General features: G+C 44.6%; 17 protein-coding genes. 7 read left to right on the top strand and 10 right to left on the bottom strand.

Going from position 1 to position 19,658, the window contains the following annotated elements; genetic code table 11:
- From RID53_RS22805 to RID53_RS22775, 7 genes are all read right to left on the bottom strand, one after another.
- Positions 1 to 107, bottom strand: a 107-nt coding sequence (locus tag RID53_RS22805; RefSeq protein WP_446390285.1) for a DUF4277 domain-containing protein, incomplete at its 3' end; no start/stop codon positions are given.
- Between the two features lie 310 nt (positions 108 to 417).
- On the bottom strand, positions 418 to 1,560 hold the full coding sequence (locus RID53_RS22800) for an AI-2E family transporter (RefSeq protein ID WP_446390282.1): 1,143 nt from the start codon (positions 1,558 to 1,560) through the stop codon (positions 418 to 420).
- Positions 1,561 to 1,882: 322 nt separating this feature from the next.
- Positions 1,883 to 2,656, bottom strand: a complete 774-nt coding sequence (gene cobA / locus RID53_RS22795) for a uroporphyrinogen-III C-methyltransferase (protein ID WP_446390281.1) — start codon at positions 2,654 to 2,656, stop codon at positions 1,883 to 1,885.
- Between the two features lie 454 nt (positions 2,657 to 3,110).
- Complete coding sequence (locus RID53_RS22790) at positions 3,111 to 3,710, bottom strand: hypothetical protein (protein WP_446390280.1); 600 nt, start codon at positions 3,708 to 3,710, stop codon at positions 3,111 to 3,113.
- A 372-nt stretch (positions 3,711 to 4,082) separates the two neighbouring features.
- Positions 4,083 to 4,784, bottom strand: coding sequence for a hypothetical protein (locus RID53_RS22785; RefSeq protein WP_446390279.1), 702 nt, complete (start codon positions 4,782 to 4,784; stop codon positions 4,083 to 4,085).
- 31 nt (positions 4,785 to 4,815) lie between these two features.
- Positions 4,816 to 6,510, bottom strand: coding sequence for a GTPase (locus RID53_RS22780; RefSeq protein WP_446390278.1), 1,695 nt, complete (start codon positions 6,508 to 6,510; stop codon positions 4,816 to 4,818).
- Positions 6,511 to 6,673: 163 nt separating this feature from the next.
- Positions 6,674 to 9,226, bottom strand: coding sequence for a GTPase (locus RID53_RS22775; protein WP_446390277.1), 2,553 nt, complete (start codon positions 9,224 to 9,226; stop codon positions 6,674 to 6,676).
- On the opposite strand from RID53_RS22775, the gene RID53_RS22770 reads away from it, so the two are divergent.
- The gene (locus RID53_RS22770) at positions 9,225 to 9,398 is read left to right on the top strand and encodes a hypothetical protein (protein ID WP_446390276.1); all 174 of its coding nucleotides are present in this window, start codon (positions 9,225 to 9,227) and stop codon (positions 9,396 to 9,398) included. The two genes, RID53_RS22775 and RID53_RS22770, sit on opposite strands and share 2 nt — an antisense overlap.
- A 587-nt stretch (positions 9,399 to 9,985) precedes the next feature.
- On the opposite strand, the gene RID53_RS22765 is transcribed toward RID53_RS22770, so the two are convergent.
- A complete protein-coding gene (locus RID53_RS22765; RefSeq protein ID WP_446390275.1) occupies positions 9,986 to 12,379 on the bottom strand; it encodes a DUF3160 domain-containing protein in 2,394 nt (797 codons plus the stop codon).
- Between the two features lie 297 nt (positions 12,380 to 12,676).
- On the opposite strand from RID53_RS22765, the gene RID53_RS22760 reads away from it, so the two are divergent.
- Positions 12,677 to 13,528, top strand: coding sequence for a hypothetical protein (locus RID53_RS22760; RefSeq protein WP_446390274.1), 852 nt, complete (start codon positions 12,677 to 12,679; stop codon positions 13,526 to 13,528).
- A gap of 92 nt (positions 13,529 to 13,620) precedes the next feature.
- Positions 13,621 to 13,803 (top strand): hypothetical protein, encoded by a 183-nt coding sequence (locus RID53_RS22755; RefSeq protein WP_446390273.1) that lies wholly within the window; start codon positions 13,621 to 13,623, stop codon positions 13,801 to 13,803.
- 187 nt (positions 13,804 to 13,990) lie between these two features.
- Here the strand turns inward: RID53_RS22755 and RID53_RS22750 are convergent, their stop codons facing one another.
- On the bottom strand, positions 13,991 to 14,635 hold the full coding sequence (locus tag RID53_RS22750) for a hypothetical protein (RefSeq protein WP_446390272.1): 645 nt from the start codon (positions 14,633 to 14,635) through the stop codon (positions 13,991 to 13,993).
- Between the two features lie 598 nt (positions 14,636 to 15,233).
- On the opposite strand from RID53_RS22750, the gene RID53_RS22745 reads away from it, so the two are divergent.
- The gene (locus RID53_RS22745) at positions 15,234 to 15,617 is read left to right on the top strand and encodes an SH3 domain-containing protein (RefSeq protein WP_446390271.1); all 384 of its coding nucleotides are present in this window, start codon (positions 15,234 to 15,236) and stop codon (positions 15,615 to 15,617) included.
- Between the two features lie 106 nt (positions 15,618 to 15,723).
- Here the strand turns inward: RID53_RS22745 and mutS are convergent, their stop codons facing one another.
- Positions 15,724 to 18,351, bottom strand: a complete 2,628-nt coding sequence (gene mutS, locus RID53_RS22740; protein WP_446390284.1) for a DNA mismatch repair protein MutS — start codon at positions 18,349 to 18,351, stop codon at positions 15,724 to 15,726.
- A gap of 246 nt (positions 18,352 to 18,597) precedes the next feature.
- On the opposite strand from mutS, the gene RID53_RS22735 reads away from it, so the two are divergent.
- The 3 genes from RID53_RS22735 (at position 18,598) to RID53_RS22725 (ending at position 19,575) form a co-directional block, all read left to right on the top strand.
- Positions 18,598 to 18,765 carry a hypothetical protein gene (locus tag RID53_RS22735; protein ID WP_446390270.1) on the top strand — a complete coding sequence of 56 codons (168 nt, stop codon included), beginning with the start codon at positions 18,598 to 18,600 and terminating at the stop codon, positions 18,763 to 18,765.
- A gap of 214 nt (positions 18,766 to 18,979) precedes the next feature.
- Complete coding sequence (locus RID53_RS22730; RefSeq protein ID WP_446390269.1) at positions 18,980 to 19,231, top strand: hypothetical protein; 252 nt, start codon at positions 18,980 to 18,982, stop codon at positions 19,229 to 19,231.
- Entirely contained in the window at positions 19,228 to 19,575 is a 348-nt protein-coding gene (locus RID53_RS22725; RefSeq protein ID WP_006099904.1) for a type II toxin-antitoxin system PemK/MazF family toxin, read from the top strand. Before RID53_RS22730 ends, RID53_RS22725 begins: the two co-directional genes overlap by 4 nt.
- Positions 19,576 to 19,658: the final 83 nt, after the last annotated feature.

The raw sequence follows: 19,658 nt of genomic DNA, 5'->3' as shown, positions 1-19,658 counted from the left end.
ATTTCTAATTTTTCATTAATGATATCCACTATTCCTATTTCATCAATTAATCCAGCTATAATCCCCAAATGGTCTAGGTTTTTGACTTCTATTGTTGATTTAGACAAGGTTAATCTCTCTTTTAAATAGTTACAGCTAACTGGCTAATTATCTCAAGGTATCAATCCTCAGTAAAGTGAGTATTTATGCTTAGTGTTCTCGGAGACGTGTCTGTAACCTGTCATGTTACATTTTGAAGTGCGGAGTGTGGGATCAAGTTTTATAGAGAATTGGCTATGTAGGAATGGGGGTTGGAGAGGGCGATCGCTCTCGCTAATTTCAAGAAAGCTGTGGGTAATGCATAGCCCCAGAGTGGGAGAGGGGCTGGGGGTGAGGGGTTTCTAGCTTAAGTTGATACCAATGCACGTCAATGCACCCCTACACATCTTGAACCAACTCAGCCGATGGAGTCACCTCCATATTCCGATCCTTTCTCGCCTTTCTTACCTCAACCAACGCCTCTTTAATCACAACAGCCGTTGGTACCGCCACAATCACCCCCAATAATCCTCCCACCCGCACACCAATTAACAGAGAAATAAACACCCAAAACGGATTTAATCCCGTAACACTACCAAAAATTCTCGGTGCTAATAAATTTTCCACAAGTTGCTGAAAAACCACCGCCACCGCTAATACCTGAACCCCCAAACCAATATCTCGCAAGGCTACCAGTAGCGTCACTAACGCTATCCCCACAGAACCGCCAAAGGGAACCAGTGCCATAACTCCAATCGTAAATCCAAATAACAACCCAAACGGAACCTTGAGCAAGACAAATAGCGAAATCAACCCCGACGCCATACAAGTAGCAATAATAATCTGCCCAATAAAATAGTTCTGGAAGCTTAAGCGTAGCGTATTCGACGCTGATTTCTGGACTTTATTGGGTAACCATTCAATTAAACTACGCCAGACTTCCCGACCATGCTGGAGTAAATAAAACGTGGAAATAATCGTTAATAATACATCCAGAACCTTAGTTACCGTAAACACTGCTAAATTTAAAGTTATGTTCAAAGTTTGAGAGGCAATAACTTGCAGTTGTCCCTTGAGTCGGTCATTGATTTGAATAATTAAACCATCCAGGCTAATCGGTAAGTTTAAATCTTCCAACCTGTGATCCAGCATGATTAACTGACGCCGCCCGGAATCGAACCATTCAGGTAAACGACTCACCAATTGTTGGGCTTGAGTAAGAACTAGGGGAAATAAAGTTACACCAATCGCGAACAACAGCAATAACGCAACTAGAAATACAAATAACGCGGCTAATCCTCGCTTAACTCCCAGAGTTTCCAACCAGCTTACCGGATAGTTCAACAGGAAGGCTAACAGCGAAGCCGCCAATACCGTGACCAATAGGGATTCAAAATAAGCAAAAATTTCCGAAAATGCCCATGCATTCAACACCGCCAAGGGTGCAGCCAAGGCGATTACCAATAATCGTGATGGGGGAGTTAGGGACTCCCACCAGCGCATTAACCTGTTTTTGGGTGTGGATGACCCGGAATTGACCATCTAAGTAGGTGGGGACAATTGAAGTTAACGGTAGTGATCGTCATTCGTCATTTGTCATTCGTCATTCGTCATTTGTCATACTCGCTCCCGAAAAGAAGCAAGCTACGTTTATGTAAGGGTTTGAGAATTATTTACCCAACTTAACATGGTTGGGTTTATTTCCACCAACCAACTTATACCAAGTTGCATTCTAAAGATATAACTTTCTCTCCCCCTGCTTCCCCTGCTTTCCCTGCTTTCCCTGCTTCCCCTGCTTCCCCTGCTTCCCCTGCTTCTCCTATCTACTATGTTTGAGCGCAACTTGAACGATTTCTCACTCATCCTAACTAAGAATTATAGGTTGGCAGTGGCTCAAAATTTGCTGTAGATTAACTACATCACCAATAACCGCGATCGCAGGGGCTTCAAATCCAGTGGTGTCCACTTGCTGCACAATGGTGTCCAAGGTTCCGACTAAGTGATCTTGCTGCGGTGTCGTTCCCCAGCGAATTAACGCCACCGGGGTGTCTGGAGAACGTCCCGCCGCGATAACTTGCGCCACGATATTGCCCAGATTATGCACCCCCATATAGATTACAATCGTTTCACTGCCCTGGGCGATCGCCTGCCAATTAACTTCAGGGCGATACTTGCCCACGGCTTCGTGTCCAGTGACAAAGGTCACGGATGAACTATACTGGCGATGGGTCAAGGGAATTCCTATGTATGCAGGTGCGGCAATACCCGACGTGATACCCGGAACGACTTCCACCGATACACCCGCCCGGATTAAATCCTCCATTTCTTCTCCACCGCGTCCAAAGACAAAGGGATCACCGCCTTTCAAGCGCACCACAACAGCATTGGTTTTGGCTTTTTCAATCAGTAACTGAGTGGTTTGTTCCTGGGGTAAGGAATGACGCCCCCGCCGTTTTCCGCCATTAATTTTTTCCGCCTTGGGGTTAATCATTGCCAAAATTGGCGCACTGACTAATGCGTCATAAATGACCACATCAGCGTGTTCTAACAGAGTTTTACCTTTGAGGGTAAATAATCCAGGATCTCCCGGACCCGCGCCGATTAAATAGACTTTACCAAGATAGTTGGGTTGATTCATGATCATTCAATAAAACCATTCATTTCAATTAATTTATAGTCCATCCCCTCAAATGTCACACTCATTTAGATTGATTAATAGCACTAACTTAAGGGAGATATCTCGCTCATCGTATAGCCAGGAAATAAATTTCCGAAACTGAAAGCTTAAGTAAGAATCGAGCTTACTCGGTCAGTCATTGAACCCGTTTCAACGGATTTTAGCTTTAAGCTGGAACTTGAGTTCCAGGCTCTCATATCTCATCCTTCATCCCTATAATCTATGGGGACTCCCCAATTCATCTCGTTACTTAGGATACATAATCCGCACACAAATGACATTTTTGCATATTAACCATGCGACATTAACATTTATCACCGGATGTTGCCTTACAAAGGCGGGTTGTGTTGTTCCGTTAGTTCTGAGTCGGGCGGATTTTAGTTCCTAAACCCGCCCACTACAGTTGTCAAAATGTTTAGTAACTATCCACAATAAATTGAAAAATACCAAGTAGTTTTTCCCGTTCATTAATATAATATCTATGGTCATCCACAAAAACAACATCGCCCTCTAGCTTCAAAAATTGCCAATCTTCTCCCGTTGTCACACAGCCGTAAATCCCAGAAATTGAGTTATTTTCTAGCTCGTTGAAGCGTTGCGCTCCCAACATTTGAGCAATGCACTGACCTAAACCCCCTTTGATATCGCCTTTCTTCGCTTCTACCAAAGAAATAATCGGAGCCTGCATCGTCAGAGAAACGGGACTTTTAGATAAGATAAAATCACATTCTCCTTTCAACCCTTGCTCCTCGTCTACATCGAGCTTTTCGCCAGAGTAGATAGAGAGTTTCTTCGGATTTCGTCGCTCTAGCTCAATTAAAATTGGGGCAATAATAAATTCAGATCGGGCTTTTTCACTGGACGAAGACAGCGCTAACTTCAGGCTGTAGCTAAGGGTTTCCTGTAGCCAGTTACTCGGTTCTAAGATAGGAACATCACTGAAAAGCTGAACAGATTGTTCTGTTAGTCCAAAGACCTTTTTGACCTGATTCAATGAAAAATCGCTGTATGCCATAGTAGCAGTTCAGAACTAATCCGACAAAATTAAACTTAACGGTTGAGATTAGAAACTCTTAACAGGAAACAGTGAAAATTTAAGGCTTGTTAACATTTATTAGTACAACAGACAAAATGCGCTGTAGGGACGACCCGCCGCACAAAATTAACACGACTCACCCATTAATCTTATCGGGTCGCCCTGCATCCAGTATCAATAATTATCTGACACCGCGACACCGCCTACATTTAGACAAGGGCGAGTCGAGACAGGTTAATTCTAACACCGCCTACGATGAGCAGCGACTCGCCCCTACAACCAACCATAATCATTCCCACAATTTATTTACGTATAAATGAGGTCAATTATTGTATAAAAATCAATTCCACGTTATTGGTTATTATGAGTCACCAATAGTCCTACCTCTGAGGCTTTGCGAATCATAATCCTATCCCCTGGATTAACTGTCACTATCGTGGGATTATTGTCCGCCACTAACTGTCCCACCTCCCGCGTGATTTCCAGACTCAGTTCATCAGTTTCATCTAACAACAAGGGTTGTTTTTCCTGAGTGGGATTATTAAATGCTACACCTATCCCCTGATTAAATGGGCGACGGGTTACAGAACGATAATAGCCAGTAGCGCCAAAAGGAGTAGCGACAACTACACCATCCCCTATCAGATTGGGATCAACTTCCTCTTGATTCACACTTACCTTAAATCGGATAGCATGGATAGGGTTTTCGTTTCTCAGGATAATATCATTCACGGCTAATAATCGATCCTTCCCATGAATGGCTTCGAGTTTAATAATCTCCTTAAACTGACTTTTCTCCGCCTGAATCATTGCCAGCATCTTATCCAGGGGTTCATCATGACACTTGAAGCAAACCAGACTGTCTTTAACCAGTAACTTGGGAATTCCCGGTTTTATTCGTTCCGCTTCTAGATAAGTTCCGTCTCCTCCTACTGTAATCATAAAGTCAGGAAAAGTCTCAGAATATTCAAATCCTTGTTGCTCAACTTGGCTTTTTACCTGTTGACCCTTTTCTGAGTTTTTTGCATAAATAGAAAATGTATTTAACTCCATGATAACCTTCTTGATTTCCCACCTAACCAAATCACCCGTCACCCGTTCCTGGGAACGCCGACGAATCGACTGTTGCCTTGCTAATATACTGCAAAATTCGCTCAAAGTCACGACGAATTTCAGCTAATTGTTTTACGTCTTTGGTATAACCCGCGATCGCGTCGATTTCCTGCTGACGTCTGACACCAATTTGTTGCTCAAGTTTTCGATAGGTTTGTTGTTCTACAGTCCAGATTTGAGTATTAATTTGATTCTCTAGATGTTTAGCAATTGCCTGGAATTGACTGGTAATATAACGGATAATATCGTTCATTTGCTTTTCTCTATCCGCTGGGTATTCCCCAGTATCCGGTTCAGGTTTTTCGGAGAAAATGATCGTTGCCGAACTTAAGAAGTGGGAAATATGGATAATTGGAGTCATCGCTTCTACTGACTGCCAAGGTTTAACTTGAAACTCGGCTAAATTTTGAGGATAGTTTTCTGACATTGCCTTAACGGTATCCCTAAAGGTTTTCAGCCAATGCAATTGACGATGGATGCGTTGTGCCTTTTTAGAGTTACCTGAATTGTCATTATCTTGTTTAGCATGTTCCCACGATTCCAGTAAAATTTGCACCAGATTTCCTTTTATTATTGTTACGATAGTTTGGTGTAGGGATATCATCGCCTGGTTTAGGATATTGGTTATTTTTTCGCCAGCTTGTTCATAATGGTTTTGGATATTCAGTTCAGTCTGCTGAGTCAATTGTTCAAAGTTCAGTTCACTACCCAAGGCTACTTGCAGGATATCGCCTTCTTGAGTAATCGCAGCAGATAGGCGCAGAATGATCCCCTGAATTTTAGTTCGCAGGCGATCGCGTTCTTGGTGTAGACTACGAGTTAGGCGGGTCAGTAGTTCTAAGAATATGGTGTCTTGGGGGGTAGTACGACTGATATGCAACTGCGCGTCATCCACACAGCTTAAAGCGATGCGAATTGGGGTATCAAAGCGGGTCAAATACCCTCGCTGTTCGACAAAGGTATCCAATGTCTGAATGAAGGTAGAAAAACGACTCACGTCTCTGAGAAATTTATCCCCAGAATCGATTCCTTCACAGTAGTCTTTGGCATCGATAAAACATAAGGGAAATTCATCCAGATTATAGGGATGTAAAGCTTCAGCTAAACAGCGGCGGTAGTTCGCGATTTTTTCCCGTTCCTCACCCGCTTCCTCGGACATTTTATTAATCACCAGCATCATTTTCCAGCGATAGCCTTGGCGGTAGGCTAACTGCTTAAAATTTTCCACGGTTATCGCGTCAAACAGCATCGAGGTGAGACAGAAAATCAACAAATCTGCTTTGGCGATCGCGCTATAGGTTATTTCATCATGATCCTGCCGTTCTGTAAACAGTCCAGGAGTATCGATGAGTTCAATTCCCTGCCAATTATAGCGGGTGATCTGATCCGTTGTAATATCGGAATGAATAGCAATATCTCGCCGCCCTGTCAACGCCGAAATCAGGGTAGATTTTCCCGCGCCATATTGTCCAACTACGACAACACTCAGCATTCCCTGATGGCGATAGGTATTAAGTTCTTGTCGTAGTTTTTGACGAATATCAGTGAGAGGCGTTCGATTTATTTTCGCCAGGTATTTGTCAAACTTTATACAAGCTGTCGTTAACTTAGACGCGACAACCGCTGATTTAAATTGATTCGTTATTTGTCCTTTGTCATTTGTCATTTGTTATTTGTCTTATGTCATTCGTCTTATGTACAGTCGGGGCGGGTTTAGTTACATCTGGGTGTAACCAAAAAGATAGTAGTGAAACCCGCCCCTACACAATCTTCCCCATCTCCCCCTGCTCCCAGACGTAGCATGCTACGTCTCTACATTACTCCCTCATCTACTGAAGCCGATGCATCGACACATCTTCTTGCAAAATCCGATTAATTTCCTGGCTGTCTAGGTGAGATCGGACTTGAAATTTGGTTTGAATATCAATCTGTTTACCAAACTCCCGTTTCACTTGGGTAACTGTTTTATTAATTCCAGCTTCAGTTAAGGGTTCATAGTGGCTTTGACACCAATCAACAATCCGCTTACTATACGCTCTATTCAGCCGATTAATTGTATTGCTGAGTTGTTGGTGAGGCTGATTAAACTGTTTTGAAATTAGCTCAAACTCTTGAATCAGTCCCTCGATATAGCGCATAATACTCCCGGCTGCATGGCGGTAATACTCGCGAAAACTATTAGCCGCTTGTTCCTCAATTTTGCGCTGACTGGCTTGGATTTGTGGCGTTAACAACTTAGACAACCGTTGAACGGCAAAATGACGTTTTTGTTCGCGGGTTGTAAAAATACCTAAAATGCTATTCAGCACAACTGCCCCCATCATCACTGTTTTGTTCACCGGGGGACTAAAATGAGTCACCATGGTTTGGGAGAGTCTCAGGAAACTCCCGCCAATTTGTGCGGCATTATCACTGTACAGATCGGCAGGACTTGGGAAAAATTGTAAATTATCCCTACCACTATGAGCCAGTAATTGTAAATCGGTTCCCAATTCAGATAAGGCAATTTCTACATCACGATTGAAGTTTTGCACCGTCGTTTGATAGGCATGTTGCAGGCGCTCATCAATTTGCAGTGCTTGCAGTTTATAATCCCAATTTTGTCTTAAGCTTTCCTGACTGAAGTTCCAATTGGATTCAGCAAAATCGGGTAAACTATTGAAAATATCTTGAAAAATGCTGCCAATTTGATACAGGAGGAATTCCAGATGATCCTTACCCGCCGTTTTGATTTGCGCCTGTAAGGTTTCCCGTTGACGGGTAAGGGTTGTACTCAATTGGTGATAGCTTTGGGATTTCTGACTCATCCAATGGTAGGGGCGTTCAATTGTCCCCACAGTGGAACCCAGAAGCGTTTGCGATCGCCGAATCGCGCCATGCTTGACTAGGGATTCGCGGATGGAGTCTAAAAAGTCCTGAATGCGACTGGCTTTGAACAGTTTTTCCTGATTGGCTTGGTGTTCAGGTTCGCTTGCCATTTGTGCCGCCAGCAGCATGACGGGAATAATATCAAAATAGTCGTTGGCATAATGGTTTTGGGCATAACGACGGATGCGATCGATATGTCCAGCAATCCCACTATTTCCTTCTAGGGTAAAGAGTTTATCGGGATTTTTTAAGAAATAATCTAAGCGACGCGGATCACGCAGATTATATTTCAGGTTGAGCAGAATAATTAAGGGTTTTGCCTTGGCTTTTAACTTCTGCAAAAATTGGAACTCGGTTTCTTGGATGCTGTCATTGGTGACGACATAGCAAATTAGATCCGATTCTTCAATCACACTTTCGACAATTTCCTCTTCACTTTTCCCCCCTGGTGCGCCAATTCCGGGGGTATCGATAATGCGAATATTTTTCCAATCATACACTCGATTAAAGCGAGTCGTGCGCTGTCCTCCACTACCAATCGCTTCCCAGCCTTCCCCAATAATAATCGCATGAAGAGTACTTTTGCCGACTTTGGTTTTTCCCATAACCGCCAGACTAAAATGGTGCAAGGCGCGTTGTTTTGCCCAGAGGGATTCGCGTACACTATCCAGTTCTTCTCTAATCTCGGCGGCTAGGGTTTGTTGGGTTTGGTTGAATTGATTGATTAATTCTTGTGTGGTTGGATTTGTCGGCTGCTGATGAATGGTTTTCTGGAGGTTTTCTAGGGTTAGTTTTAGGGTTTGATTTAAGCCGATTAACGTGGATTCAGTATCCGTGAATGCAGTTTCAGCGAAGCGATAATCTTCCCGTGCAATAATACTATTTTGTTGCACCGCCTCTTCGTAGTCGGGTCCGGCTACAAGGATTTGCCGTTGCAATTGGACAATGCGGCGTCCCAGGGTTTCAGGGGCGAAGGTGGCAAGTTTAGCGATTAAGGTGCGGGATAAGATAGACTCTGCACCCATGAGTAAAATCGCGCTGAGTGAGAGTTTCTCAGGGAGAGACTCCCTATCTTTTTCCCGGTTGGCTTGCAGGGTTTGGGCTTGAGTCACCATCTGTTCCACCTCTGTCGCATCCCAGTGCCAAATCTGCGCCACCTGTGCAATCATTTGCTGTTCCAAGGGGGAAAAGAGTCCATCGACATAGGCGATCGCCAAGAGTTGCTGCATCGCTTCGGGTTGCTGTTCGGGGGGGATTTGCTGGGCGATGTCCTTGACAGGGAGGAGAGTTTTCTCTTGGGCGAGAATTTTCTCCATTTCGTGGATTGTCTGTTGTCCCATCTGAGTTTGATCAGCCAACTCATGCAAGAGTTTCGACTCTTCCCGATGAATTTGGCGATCGGCACAAACCAGATGGGTGAGTAAGAGAAAGGGGTAGTCGAGGGGTTCACTAGCCATGGGAGTGGTGTTGGGTAGGGTTACCTGGGAGTAAATGCTGGGGGTTAGGGATACCATGATATCGGAAAGCACAATAGGTTCTCCTAATACAGTTCCCAACGAAAGCGATCGCGAACCAGATGCTTTGGCTGCAAACACCCAGGGGGGAGATGGGGAAGATGGGGAAGATGGGGAAGATGGGGAAGATGGGGGAGATGGGGAGAGGGTTAAACTTCACGATTTTTTCTGATTTTTGTCGGGGCGCTAAACACGATCACATCCCCAATATGTAGGGGCGGGTTTAGGGACAAAATCAGGAAACCCACCTCAAACCAAACAACAAAACCCGCCCGAATCATACCCTAAATTTGATTCACCTCAAAACTGACACCAACATCTACCCAATTTTCCACCGCGATCGCCTGCCAAAGATGTCGGGAAGTGATGTTCTGCTGCGATATCCGATGTCAATAAATGTAATCGTTTTGATTGATGAAAATTGCTCAGTATTTGTAGGGTGGGTTAGGCGGGAACTGAATGATGGTACGTAGCCGTTAAATGAACTATCCGCCGTAACCCACCAAATTGTAGTGGAGGACAAGCCTACTAACTTGAGTAAAGGGCGACCCGACTAACTTGAATAGATTGGTGTTTTTGATTAATGCAGGCGGGTCGCCCCTACAGGGCTAATGTTGACTGATTTTTGTCGGGGTGCTAAACAGGATCACATCCGATGTCAATAAATGTAATCGTTTTGATTGATGAAAATTGTCTAAGTCGGTTTTATTGACATGGTAAAAGGCATAATTTAGGGCTTTAGCCCTTACTAAAAGCCAGTTAAAACCGAGATTGTCTTTCCTCTATCCCCGGCACCAGATACCCTTCCGTCCACTGGGGACGCGGGGGAACATTTCCCTCCTTAATATCATTCTGCCATTCACTATCCGATTTGCGAACAACTCCCGGCATTTCAAATTCATAATGGCTTAACACCGGTCCAGCATACACCATTTTATCTTCACCATTATCCACCGCAATCATTAACAAATCCACATTCCCTACCCCTTGGTGCAGTACCGCCCCCGGATCACCAAAAACGGGATCGGGAACATCCGTATGCACATCGGCAACAATCGCATCCCAACTATTAGAATCCTTAGGTTCTTCATAGAACAAAGACGGATACCAACCTCGATAGTAAGGACCCCCTGAACCGCCATCGATTTCCACAATATTTCTAAGGAATCGGGTTTGTTCTTGGCTAAGTTCCTGCTGTGCTAATTCCTTGGTGGCAATGTCTTTCAGGATGGCTACTTTTTCGGCAAAGTTCTCTAAGAATTTAACTTGTCGTTCCTGAATCTGGCGAGATGAATCGGGAAAACGGGTTCGATTAATCTGTTGGGCGGCTAACTGTACCATCTTCTCAAACCGTCCCCAAAATTCCGGTCTGGGTTCAACAAATCCGGCAGGGTAAAAGCAACGAGTTCCCCCCGTATAGGATTGTTTGGCATATAAAATCGTGTCGTGGCGTAACTGCGTCCAAGAGGCTAATTGGGTATTTAAGGTTTTCATTGCCCAGGCTTTTGTCCGCATGGCTTCCGGGTATTTCGCCTCGGTGGTTGGTGTTGAAAGTTCCCGTAAGGTGGCTAACCAATTTAGGTAGATGTTTTGTTCCCAGATGGCGGGATTTTGCTGATCCACAACGGTTTTGACAGCAGCTAAGTGATGTTGATAATTGAGTCCATCTCGAAATTGACGCCCCCCTCTAGTCGTCATCCGATCAACTAATTCGGGGACAATCTGATTATTTCCTAACGCGGCAAACGCCACATCTAAACTACTGGGAATGCGCCGTGGTACTTTCTTGCCATCCCAGAGAATGTCATCATAAACTACTTTACTCAGCACCCAGCTATCTAAGACAAATTTTTGACCGAGAAGGGTAAAACTTCGGGGAAGTTGAATCTGTTCGGAATCTGGGGGAGATTGATAGGAATCTCCCCGAATGCTTTGCAACCCCAATGGCGTGGCTAAAATATCGGTTTGCAGTTGTTCCAGGGTGGATAATGTCTTAATCTCTGTGGGGGATTTAATCGTATTCTGTACCAAGAAATCATTCAACTCGGCAAATGTCATCGAATCCGTTTGACCGACAAAGGTTTGCAACATTTGGTCAAACTGTTGCCATTGCGAGAATTTCCCAGATTGGTTGAGGAGATGGTTGAGGATAATCGCGATACCGAGTTCCCGTGGCGAAGATTCCTCTGGATTCCCAGCAATCCGCAGATCAATTCTGCCACACCAAATCATTGCCCGGAAATACTTTTTCAGCGCCTCTGATTTTTCATAATGTCCACGGGGTTTAAACTGGGAAAAATCAACGCTGCGATCGCGCCCAAATAGGGTAAACTCCTGAAGCTGCCCAGATTCAATAGCATCAAGGGTTTCAGCGACGCGACTATTCTGATTAAAATAGGATCTAACTCGATTCCCGGAAAGTAGCGATCGCGCCACGGCGATAAAATAATCGGCATCAAGGATACTCTCCTCTAATACACCCTTGCCATATTCCCGCCGTACTTGAGGCAACCTCTGCGCCATACCCGCTAAGATTTCATCCAGCGATCGCGCCAAATACTCGGCTTCCAATTCCTCTAACATAGCATCATAAGACCGATGCCATGCATGAAGTAACGCATCGCTAGAGACAAAAACAGGCAAATCCCGACTATAAATGTTATAAAATACAGCAGCAAAGCTAGGAGCGCTCATCCGTTCACTGACGACAAAGCCATTGCGTTGAAACACCGCTAATTCTTCCGCATTCAGGCGAAAATCATCGCGAGGTTGAATTGGGATCATATAATCCCGATACCGATTAGCAATTTCCTCTGGTGATAAATTAAAGTCATCCCAAAACTTCGCCGTCGTCACATCCCAGCTAATTTGAGGCAAATACTCAGCTTTACTGGCATATCGCTGCTTAAAGGCTTGCGGGGATATCTGTCCAATTTGTTGAAGTTCTTGGTTAAATTGCCGGGTATAGCCTAAACTCCCAGTCGGGGATGTATTCTGGGCGACAGTGGTAACGGTTGCATCCTGGGGACTGATATCGAGTTTCACCATGCTCGACCACGCCACATTCGGGGTAATAACCATTAACGATAACATGGGACAGGTTGCGGCTACAATCCGGCAAGCCCTGATCCACAGTTTATTTACACGCTTCACCGCTTGACTCCTTTTCTTGAAGTGCTTGCTAAAGGCAATTTTTAGTTAAGTTAGTTTGAGTTATGAGCGCTTTTTGCTTCAAATATTGATACAAAAATTTATAGTGTAAAGGTTATAAATAAACTCAAGACTCGACGCCAGTATAACACAGGCTCGTAGTAGGCACTTTAGTGCCATAAACGCTTAACTCGGCAATATTCAAGTTAAGAGGATAGAAAAGTTGGTGCGATCGCGTCCTATCCACCTGAACTTTTCTTGGTAAGATTTTAGAGTAGTCTTTATCATCCCTAAATCGTCATGACTCTTCAGCACCATGAAACCTTAGAGCAAATTTACCAGCTTTTAGACAGTTTACCGAGCGAAGTGCTGTTTCAGCCAGATCTGATGACACCTGATCAGATCAATGAATGGCATAAAACCCGATCTACTCAGCACCTCAAAGCTGAATGCTGGAAAAGTAAGTTTATTAAACCTGGATATTATCCAATAGACGAGGCTTTGGATCGAAAAGATATTTCTAAATGTAAAGCAGAATTAATTAGACTGTCAGTTGAGGAACTCAAGGCTCGATGGGAACTTTCCCAAGTCGCTGAAAAACACGTAAAAAATGCCCATGATTTTTTACAGCACTTCACGGATTATGTCAACAATTTTCCTCAACCCATAAGTCGTCTTTGGAAAAAATTACTGCATAAAAATTTATTGAAGCCGTATCCTTTTAACTCAGCTTATGATTTGTTTGCCGAGACAGTCAAAGAAGATGTGGATTATCCTCTATCAATTTCTTTAGAAAAATACTATGAAGTTCCTATCGATAAATGGCGTAAGGCTAGTCGGTTCTTTGTTGAAATACTCGAACGAGCCGATTCTGATGGAGTTTATCCCAAGCTCAATAGTATAGAAGAAGGCAATTTTAAACACAATTTATCTTGGGATAAAGTAACTTTTTCCTGGTCAGGCATGACGTTATGGGTATGCCAAATTGAAGCCTCCAATGATCCATTGCTTAGAGATCGACTAATAACCTATCATAAATCGCTTCGAGAAGTACTGATTAAAACGGCGAAAGCTAGCTACAAGGTTCGCGGATTTAAGTGGGATAATGGACAAATAGTCCCTGCTTCTGGTCGTGGCGGAGTTTACCGCTAACCTTAACATAACTTCACATCTGGAACAAACTTGATCTCCTCCTAGGGGCACTCACTTATGTTGGACAAGTACATATCTTGAGGAGAGTATTTATGTCTAACATTCATGTAACCATTCTGGTAGCTTTACTTCTTGGTTCAGTGATTACCTTAGGGAAATTTCTCCAAGATCCGAAGCTACTGCTTTTAGGCTACGCTGCTTTCGGCGGTTATTGGTTTTGGTTATTACATAAAGTATGGTTAGCTATCGTTGAGTTAGCCACACAAGGACAGTAAATTGCCAAACAATAGAGACGTTCTGGTAGAACGTCTCTACGAAAAATGCATCGCGTCAACTTGTTTAATCCACAAAGGCTTGACCATCTTTTGAATACAGTAAGCCCCCCTTTTGAAGGGGGGTTTGGGGGGATCTGTCAACCTTAAATACACGCTTAGGAGTACGAGGAGTATGACGTCAATTTCTCTAATTCACAAAGACTTGACCATCTTCTTGAATTCTCAGTACCCCTTGATTACTATCTAACGTTGTTTCTTCTTCAAATGTAACCTCCAACTGTCCAGTTTCATCAACAGATATAGGCATCATCTGAAGCCAGCCCTCATCCTGACGAACGGCGGTTATCGTAATCGGCGTGGGTAAGTTTTGCAGAACAATTTCCTCTCCACCTGAGATAAATCGACGATCCGTATGTCCGACGGCTTGATAAGAAACAACAGCATCAGTGTTATTTTTCAGCCGCACATCAACAGTACCGTTTGTGGGTTGGATTCGGGCAACTGCATCACTACGTTCTGCTGGTAGAGGAGGTTGAGACACTCCGGCTGGAGGGGGTACAGGAGTCATCCTAGCAGGCATTTGACCGCCTCGACCCATCTGTCCTGCTGCATTCTGCGGACACCCCTGCGGAACCATGCGTGTGCTATTGTAGGGTTCTTCGTAGTAGATTCCCGGACAAGGATTGACTTGAGCTAAGGTAGAAAAAGGTGCGGCTGATGCTTCTAAAATCGTTGCTGGTAAGCTAATTAGAACACCACCGACTATCGCTCCTAATAGTCCGGCATTTTTGAGATTACGATTACTTAGATTATTCTGATGTTGCTTTTTCATGAAAACCTCTTTTAAAATCATCTATGGACGATAGTTTTGCCACCAAAACTAAATTTACTTATTTGAATTATCAGGCAAGGCTATTTTCCGATTCGTAACAGCTTAAGGTATACGAATACTGTTAGCGCAAGAACAGAGTTGGCTTTGTTCACGTTGTCCACCTAACAATTTAACCGCTTCTATTGACCATCTCATCTACCTGGGGAAGGGCATAACCTTCTATCGAAAGTAGGAGTTTTCTATAAGCCTAGAGTAAGCTGTCATGCATTTAAATTGGGAATGGGTAGCGAGCAAGATGCAAAGCCTACGGCATGGCTTCGCTAAACACACTACAAGGATTGCGCCCTTATTGATATTAAGGTTTAAATGCCGAACAGCACAGCTTATAAAGGAAAACTAAAATAACTGGAGTTTTTATAAAAATCAGCATATAGGAAGATGTCAAAAAACTTAATCAGTTTTACGGATTAAGCCTCCTTAAAACGCTTACTGTACGATTCGTTTCATCTGTTCAAAACTTGCTGTTTCAGTGGAGGGATATTAATGTTTACTTATATAGATAGATGGATAATTTACCCTAGTTAGATAAATTTTTATCATGCAAGTTAAATTCGGAAAAGCAATGAAAAGTTTGTATAAATTGATAGGATTGACAACCCCAGCGTTGATGGCATTGGGTACAGCCTCGGCTGTGGCGACAACACCATCATCTCCAAGACACCAGCCCTCCACTTCAGCCGGAATGTCTGTAGAAAATGAGACCCCTGATAAACTAGCACAAGTCTCAGCCAACTGTCGCCAAGTGGCAGCTATAGGAGGGGGGTTGTATGTCCGAGAACAACCCACGGTTTATAGTGAGTCTGTCACCGTATTAACAGATGGACAAACTGTCACGATTGAGAATGGTGGCACCAAGTATTGGGTTCCGATTTCCGCCCCTGTATCCGGTTATGCGTTTAGAGGTTTTCTGACGTCTTGTTAATCTACTCCGGGGGATTTGGTATAACCTCTCTTTTGACATTTGACTGGGCGAAGCATTTGCGATGCTAATTTAGCAGTAGAACCGAAACACCCGCAATGGTTCGCCCCTACTCGGCAAAAATATCTAACTGCTGTACCGATGTGTCTGGGGTAATCGTTTCAGTATCCTGGGGTTTTTTAGCAATACCTTTCCGCAATCCCATGGCAATTTTACTGTGCTTTTCAATTTGCCCCATCACCTGCTTTGCCCGTTGAATCACCGCCGGAGGTAAACCCGCCAGACGCCCTGCTTCAATCCCATAAGACTTATCCGCCCCGCCCGGTTGAACTTGGTGTAAAAAGATAATTTCATCGGGCAATTCTTTCACCGTAACCTGATAATTAGCAACATTCTCTAGAATAGATGCCAGTTCGTTTAATTCATGGTAATGGGTAGCAAAAATAGTCCGTGCTTGAATTTCCAGAGACAGATATTCCGCCACCGCCCAAGCAATGGATAACCCATCAAACGTGGCGGTTCCTCTGCCAATTTCATCTAATAAAACCAGGGACTTATTGGTGGCATGATTTAAGATATTTGCCGTTTCATTCATCTCCACCATAAACGTGGATTGACCCGTAGCTAAATCATCAACCGCGCCAACCCGAGTAAAAATGCGATCGCAGATTCCCAATGTCGCCGATGTCGCTGGCACAAAACTCCCCGTCTGCGCCATAATTTGAATTAATCCCACTTGGCGTAAATAGCAACTTTTGCCACTGGCATTGGGTCCAGTGAGGATAATTAAATCGGGACGTTGATGATTCTCTGTCTTTGTCTTTTCCGCAGATGATGACGTGGACTCCTCCCATCCCAAATACGCCGAATTAGGGACAAAGAATCCCACCGGGAGAGACTTTTCCACCACGGGATGGCGTCCATCAATAATCGTAATTTCCCGCCCCTCTACCATTGTGGGACGACAATAGCCCTGGCGTACCGCAATTTCTGCTAAACCCGACAAAACATCAATCGCCGCCACTGCGCGGGACAGATTGCGAATTAACTGGGCGTAATTCCCCACTTGGGCGCGTAATCCGACAAAAATCTCATATTCTAAGCGGTTTAAATCATCCCGTGCGGTCAGAATCCGGGTTTCGCGTTCTTTTAAGTCAGGAGTAATGTAGCGTTCTTCGTTGGTTAGGGTTTGCTTGCGGATGTACTCGTCGGGAACTTGGTCAGCTTTAGAGCGAGCAATACTGATGTAATAGCCGAAGGTTTTGTTGTATCCTACTTTTAGATTAGCAATACCCGTGCGATCGCGTTCGCTGACTTCTAAGTTAGCAATCCATTGCTGATCTGCTTCCGCCATGCGACGCATTTCATCCAGTTGGTCATTCACCCCAGGACGAATTAAATTGCCTTCCTTTATCTGTAATGGCGGCGATTCCACCAGATGGGCGCGAATGCTGTGTCCTAACTGTTCTAATTCAGGGGGAAAGGTTTGCAAGGCTTTCAGATAGGGAGAACCCCCATACGCCGCAAGTTCGGCTAAGTCGGGTAACTTTAACAGGGAATCCGCTAACGCCACCAAATCCCGTGCATTGGCGGTTCCCGAACTCGCGCGTCCAGTTAATCGTTCTAAATCATAAATTCCCCGTAATAACTGACGCAAATCTTCCCGCAGTCCGGTATTTTCCGTCAACTCCTGAATCGTATCCTGTCGCGCCCGAATTCCTTTAACATCGAGTAAGGGTTGCAATAACCAACGGCGTAATGCCCGTCCACCCATGGAGGTACTGGTTTGATCCAATGCCCAGAGAAGAGAACCATGAAACGTATTATCCCGCACCGTGGTGGTAATTTCTAAATTGCGGCGGCTTTGGTGATCTAGAATCAGATAATCGGCTAAAGTATAGGTGCGTAAATGTTGCAGAGCGACATAATTTTCCTTTTGGGTTTCTTCCAAATATTCCAGCAATCCCCCCGCCGCCCGCACTCCCAGAGGCAAATGTTCACAACCCATCCCTTCTAGCGATCGCACTTTAAATCTTTCTAGGAGTCGTTGTCTAGCTTCTGAGGAACGGAAGGGGGTTTGCGGACGCAGGCTATAACAAAAGGAACTAGGGAACCAATCCGGTAATGACTCTGAACGTTCCCCTGGACGCAACATACTCCCCAAATCCGGGGCGTTGGTGGGAATCAGCACTTCTGACGGGTGCAAACGCAACAGTTCCTGAACCAGTAACTCTAAATCCGTGGCTTGAGTCGTGAAAAATTCCCCCGTGGAAATATCCGCATAGGCTAATCCCCAATGATTCCCCGCTATCACCACCGCCGCCAGGAAGTTATTACGTTTAGCATTCAGCATCCCGGCTTCGGTTAACGTACCGGGGGTAAGAATCCGCGTGATTTCCCGTTTCACCTGACGCCCTTCTTTGGCGGCGATGGAGGCGTCTTCTACCTGATCACAAATAACAATCGCATAGCCTTTTTCCACTAACTGAGTGGCGTGGCGTTCAATGGAGTGATGAGGGACACCCGTCATCGGAACTCGTCCTACCCCTTTTCCTGCCTCCTTACTGGTGAGGACTAATTCCAATTCTTCCGCCACTCGCCGCGCATCTTGGAAGAAGGTTTCATAGAAATCACCCACCCGGTACAGCAGTACCGCATTCGGATACTGGTCTTTGAGTTCCGCAAAATGCTGCATCATCGGCGTTAACTGCTTGCGGTCTACCGTCCGATGATCCATATTTTCCGCAGCCACCTGTTTCGCCTTCTCGGTGGCGCGAACGTCGGTAGCACCGTTGGATTCGGGAGTAGATGCGTGGGAATATCCGCTCATGAACAGTCTCAATGATATGCCGACTTCTTAATGACTTTACCGTAATCTGGGGAGGATTGGTATTAAAGGTTTGTTAGGATTGCCTGGGCGTGGGTGCGAAGCGTCACCTTAAACCCAGGATACGGCAATGCCGTACCCCTACGGAAGAATTGATTGGGTAGGGACACGATACCATCATGTCCTGATTTAGATCTAACAGACAAACGTGCGATCGCGCCGTTTGTAGTTGAGGCTTTAGCCTTAAACAAGTTACGTCGAAGAGAACTAACGGAACTCGAAAAACTCACCTCCAACCCACACCACCTGGATTCTACCCGTTAACGGTTGGGTGCGGGGCGGGTTTATTGAATTGAGAAGTTTCTCGCCAAAGATAACAGTAAAACCCGCCCCTACGGGTTAACTCATATTTGGGTTAAATTGTCAAATTCAGAGGAAATAAAATCAACAGGCAGATTATGCGATCGCCTGAACCTTTTCCGCAGATCCAAATGATAAGCTAGACCTTAGAGCCACTCAATCCGTAGAATCTTAGATCATGAACCCTCCCACCTTGCACCAGATTGAAAAAATGGTCAGTTGCTTATCGGATGAAGAGCAACTGTGGTTAATGGAAAGAATTATTCACAATTTGAGACTATCTCGCACCCTTAACCATCGTGACAGCCAGGGAAAAACGGTTGAACAGCAACTGGTAATGATGGCAAATGACCCAGGGATTCAGGGCGAACTCAAGGCAATTGAGCAGGAATTTGCCGTAACTGAAATGGATGGATTAACTGAATTGTGAGCATTCAACGCGGCGAAATTTATTTTGTTAATCTCAACCCAGTTCAAGGGAGAGAACAAGCCGGAGAACGTCCTGTGCTTGTCCTTTCAATTGATGCCATTAATCGTTTACCGCTAGTGGTAACGGTTATTGTAGGAACGAAAGGAGAAAATATCCAGCGCGATTACCCAACGAACGTGCGGGTTTCTACAGCCGACAGTGGTTTGCCCATGGAAACGGTGTTCTTATGTTTCCAAATTCGCTCCCTGGATTCCAAACGCTTTCCTAAACAACCTGCGGGTTTACTGTCTGAAGAAGTTATGGCAAGGGTTGAAGCAACGACTCGCTATTGCTTAGGCTTATAACTACCTTATCTGTGATTGCGCTGTCTACTGTCTTGGTCTGAAAGGCTTCATAGATAGGCTATAGGCAGGCACATTTTCATAGG

The sequence above is a fragment of the Coleofasciculus sp. B1-GNL1-01 genome, assembly GCF_040220235.1.
GTDB lineage: Bacteria > Cyanobacteriota > Cyanobacteriia > Cyanobacteriales > Coleofasciculaceae > Coleofasciculus.
This window is presented reverse-complemented; position numbering and strand designations above follow the sequence as displayed.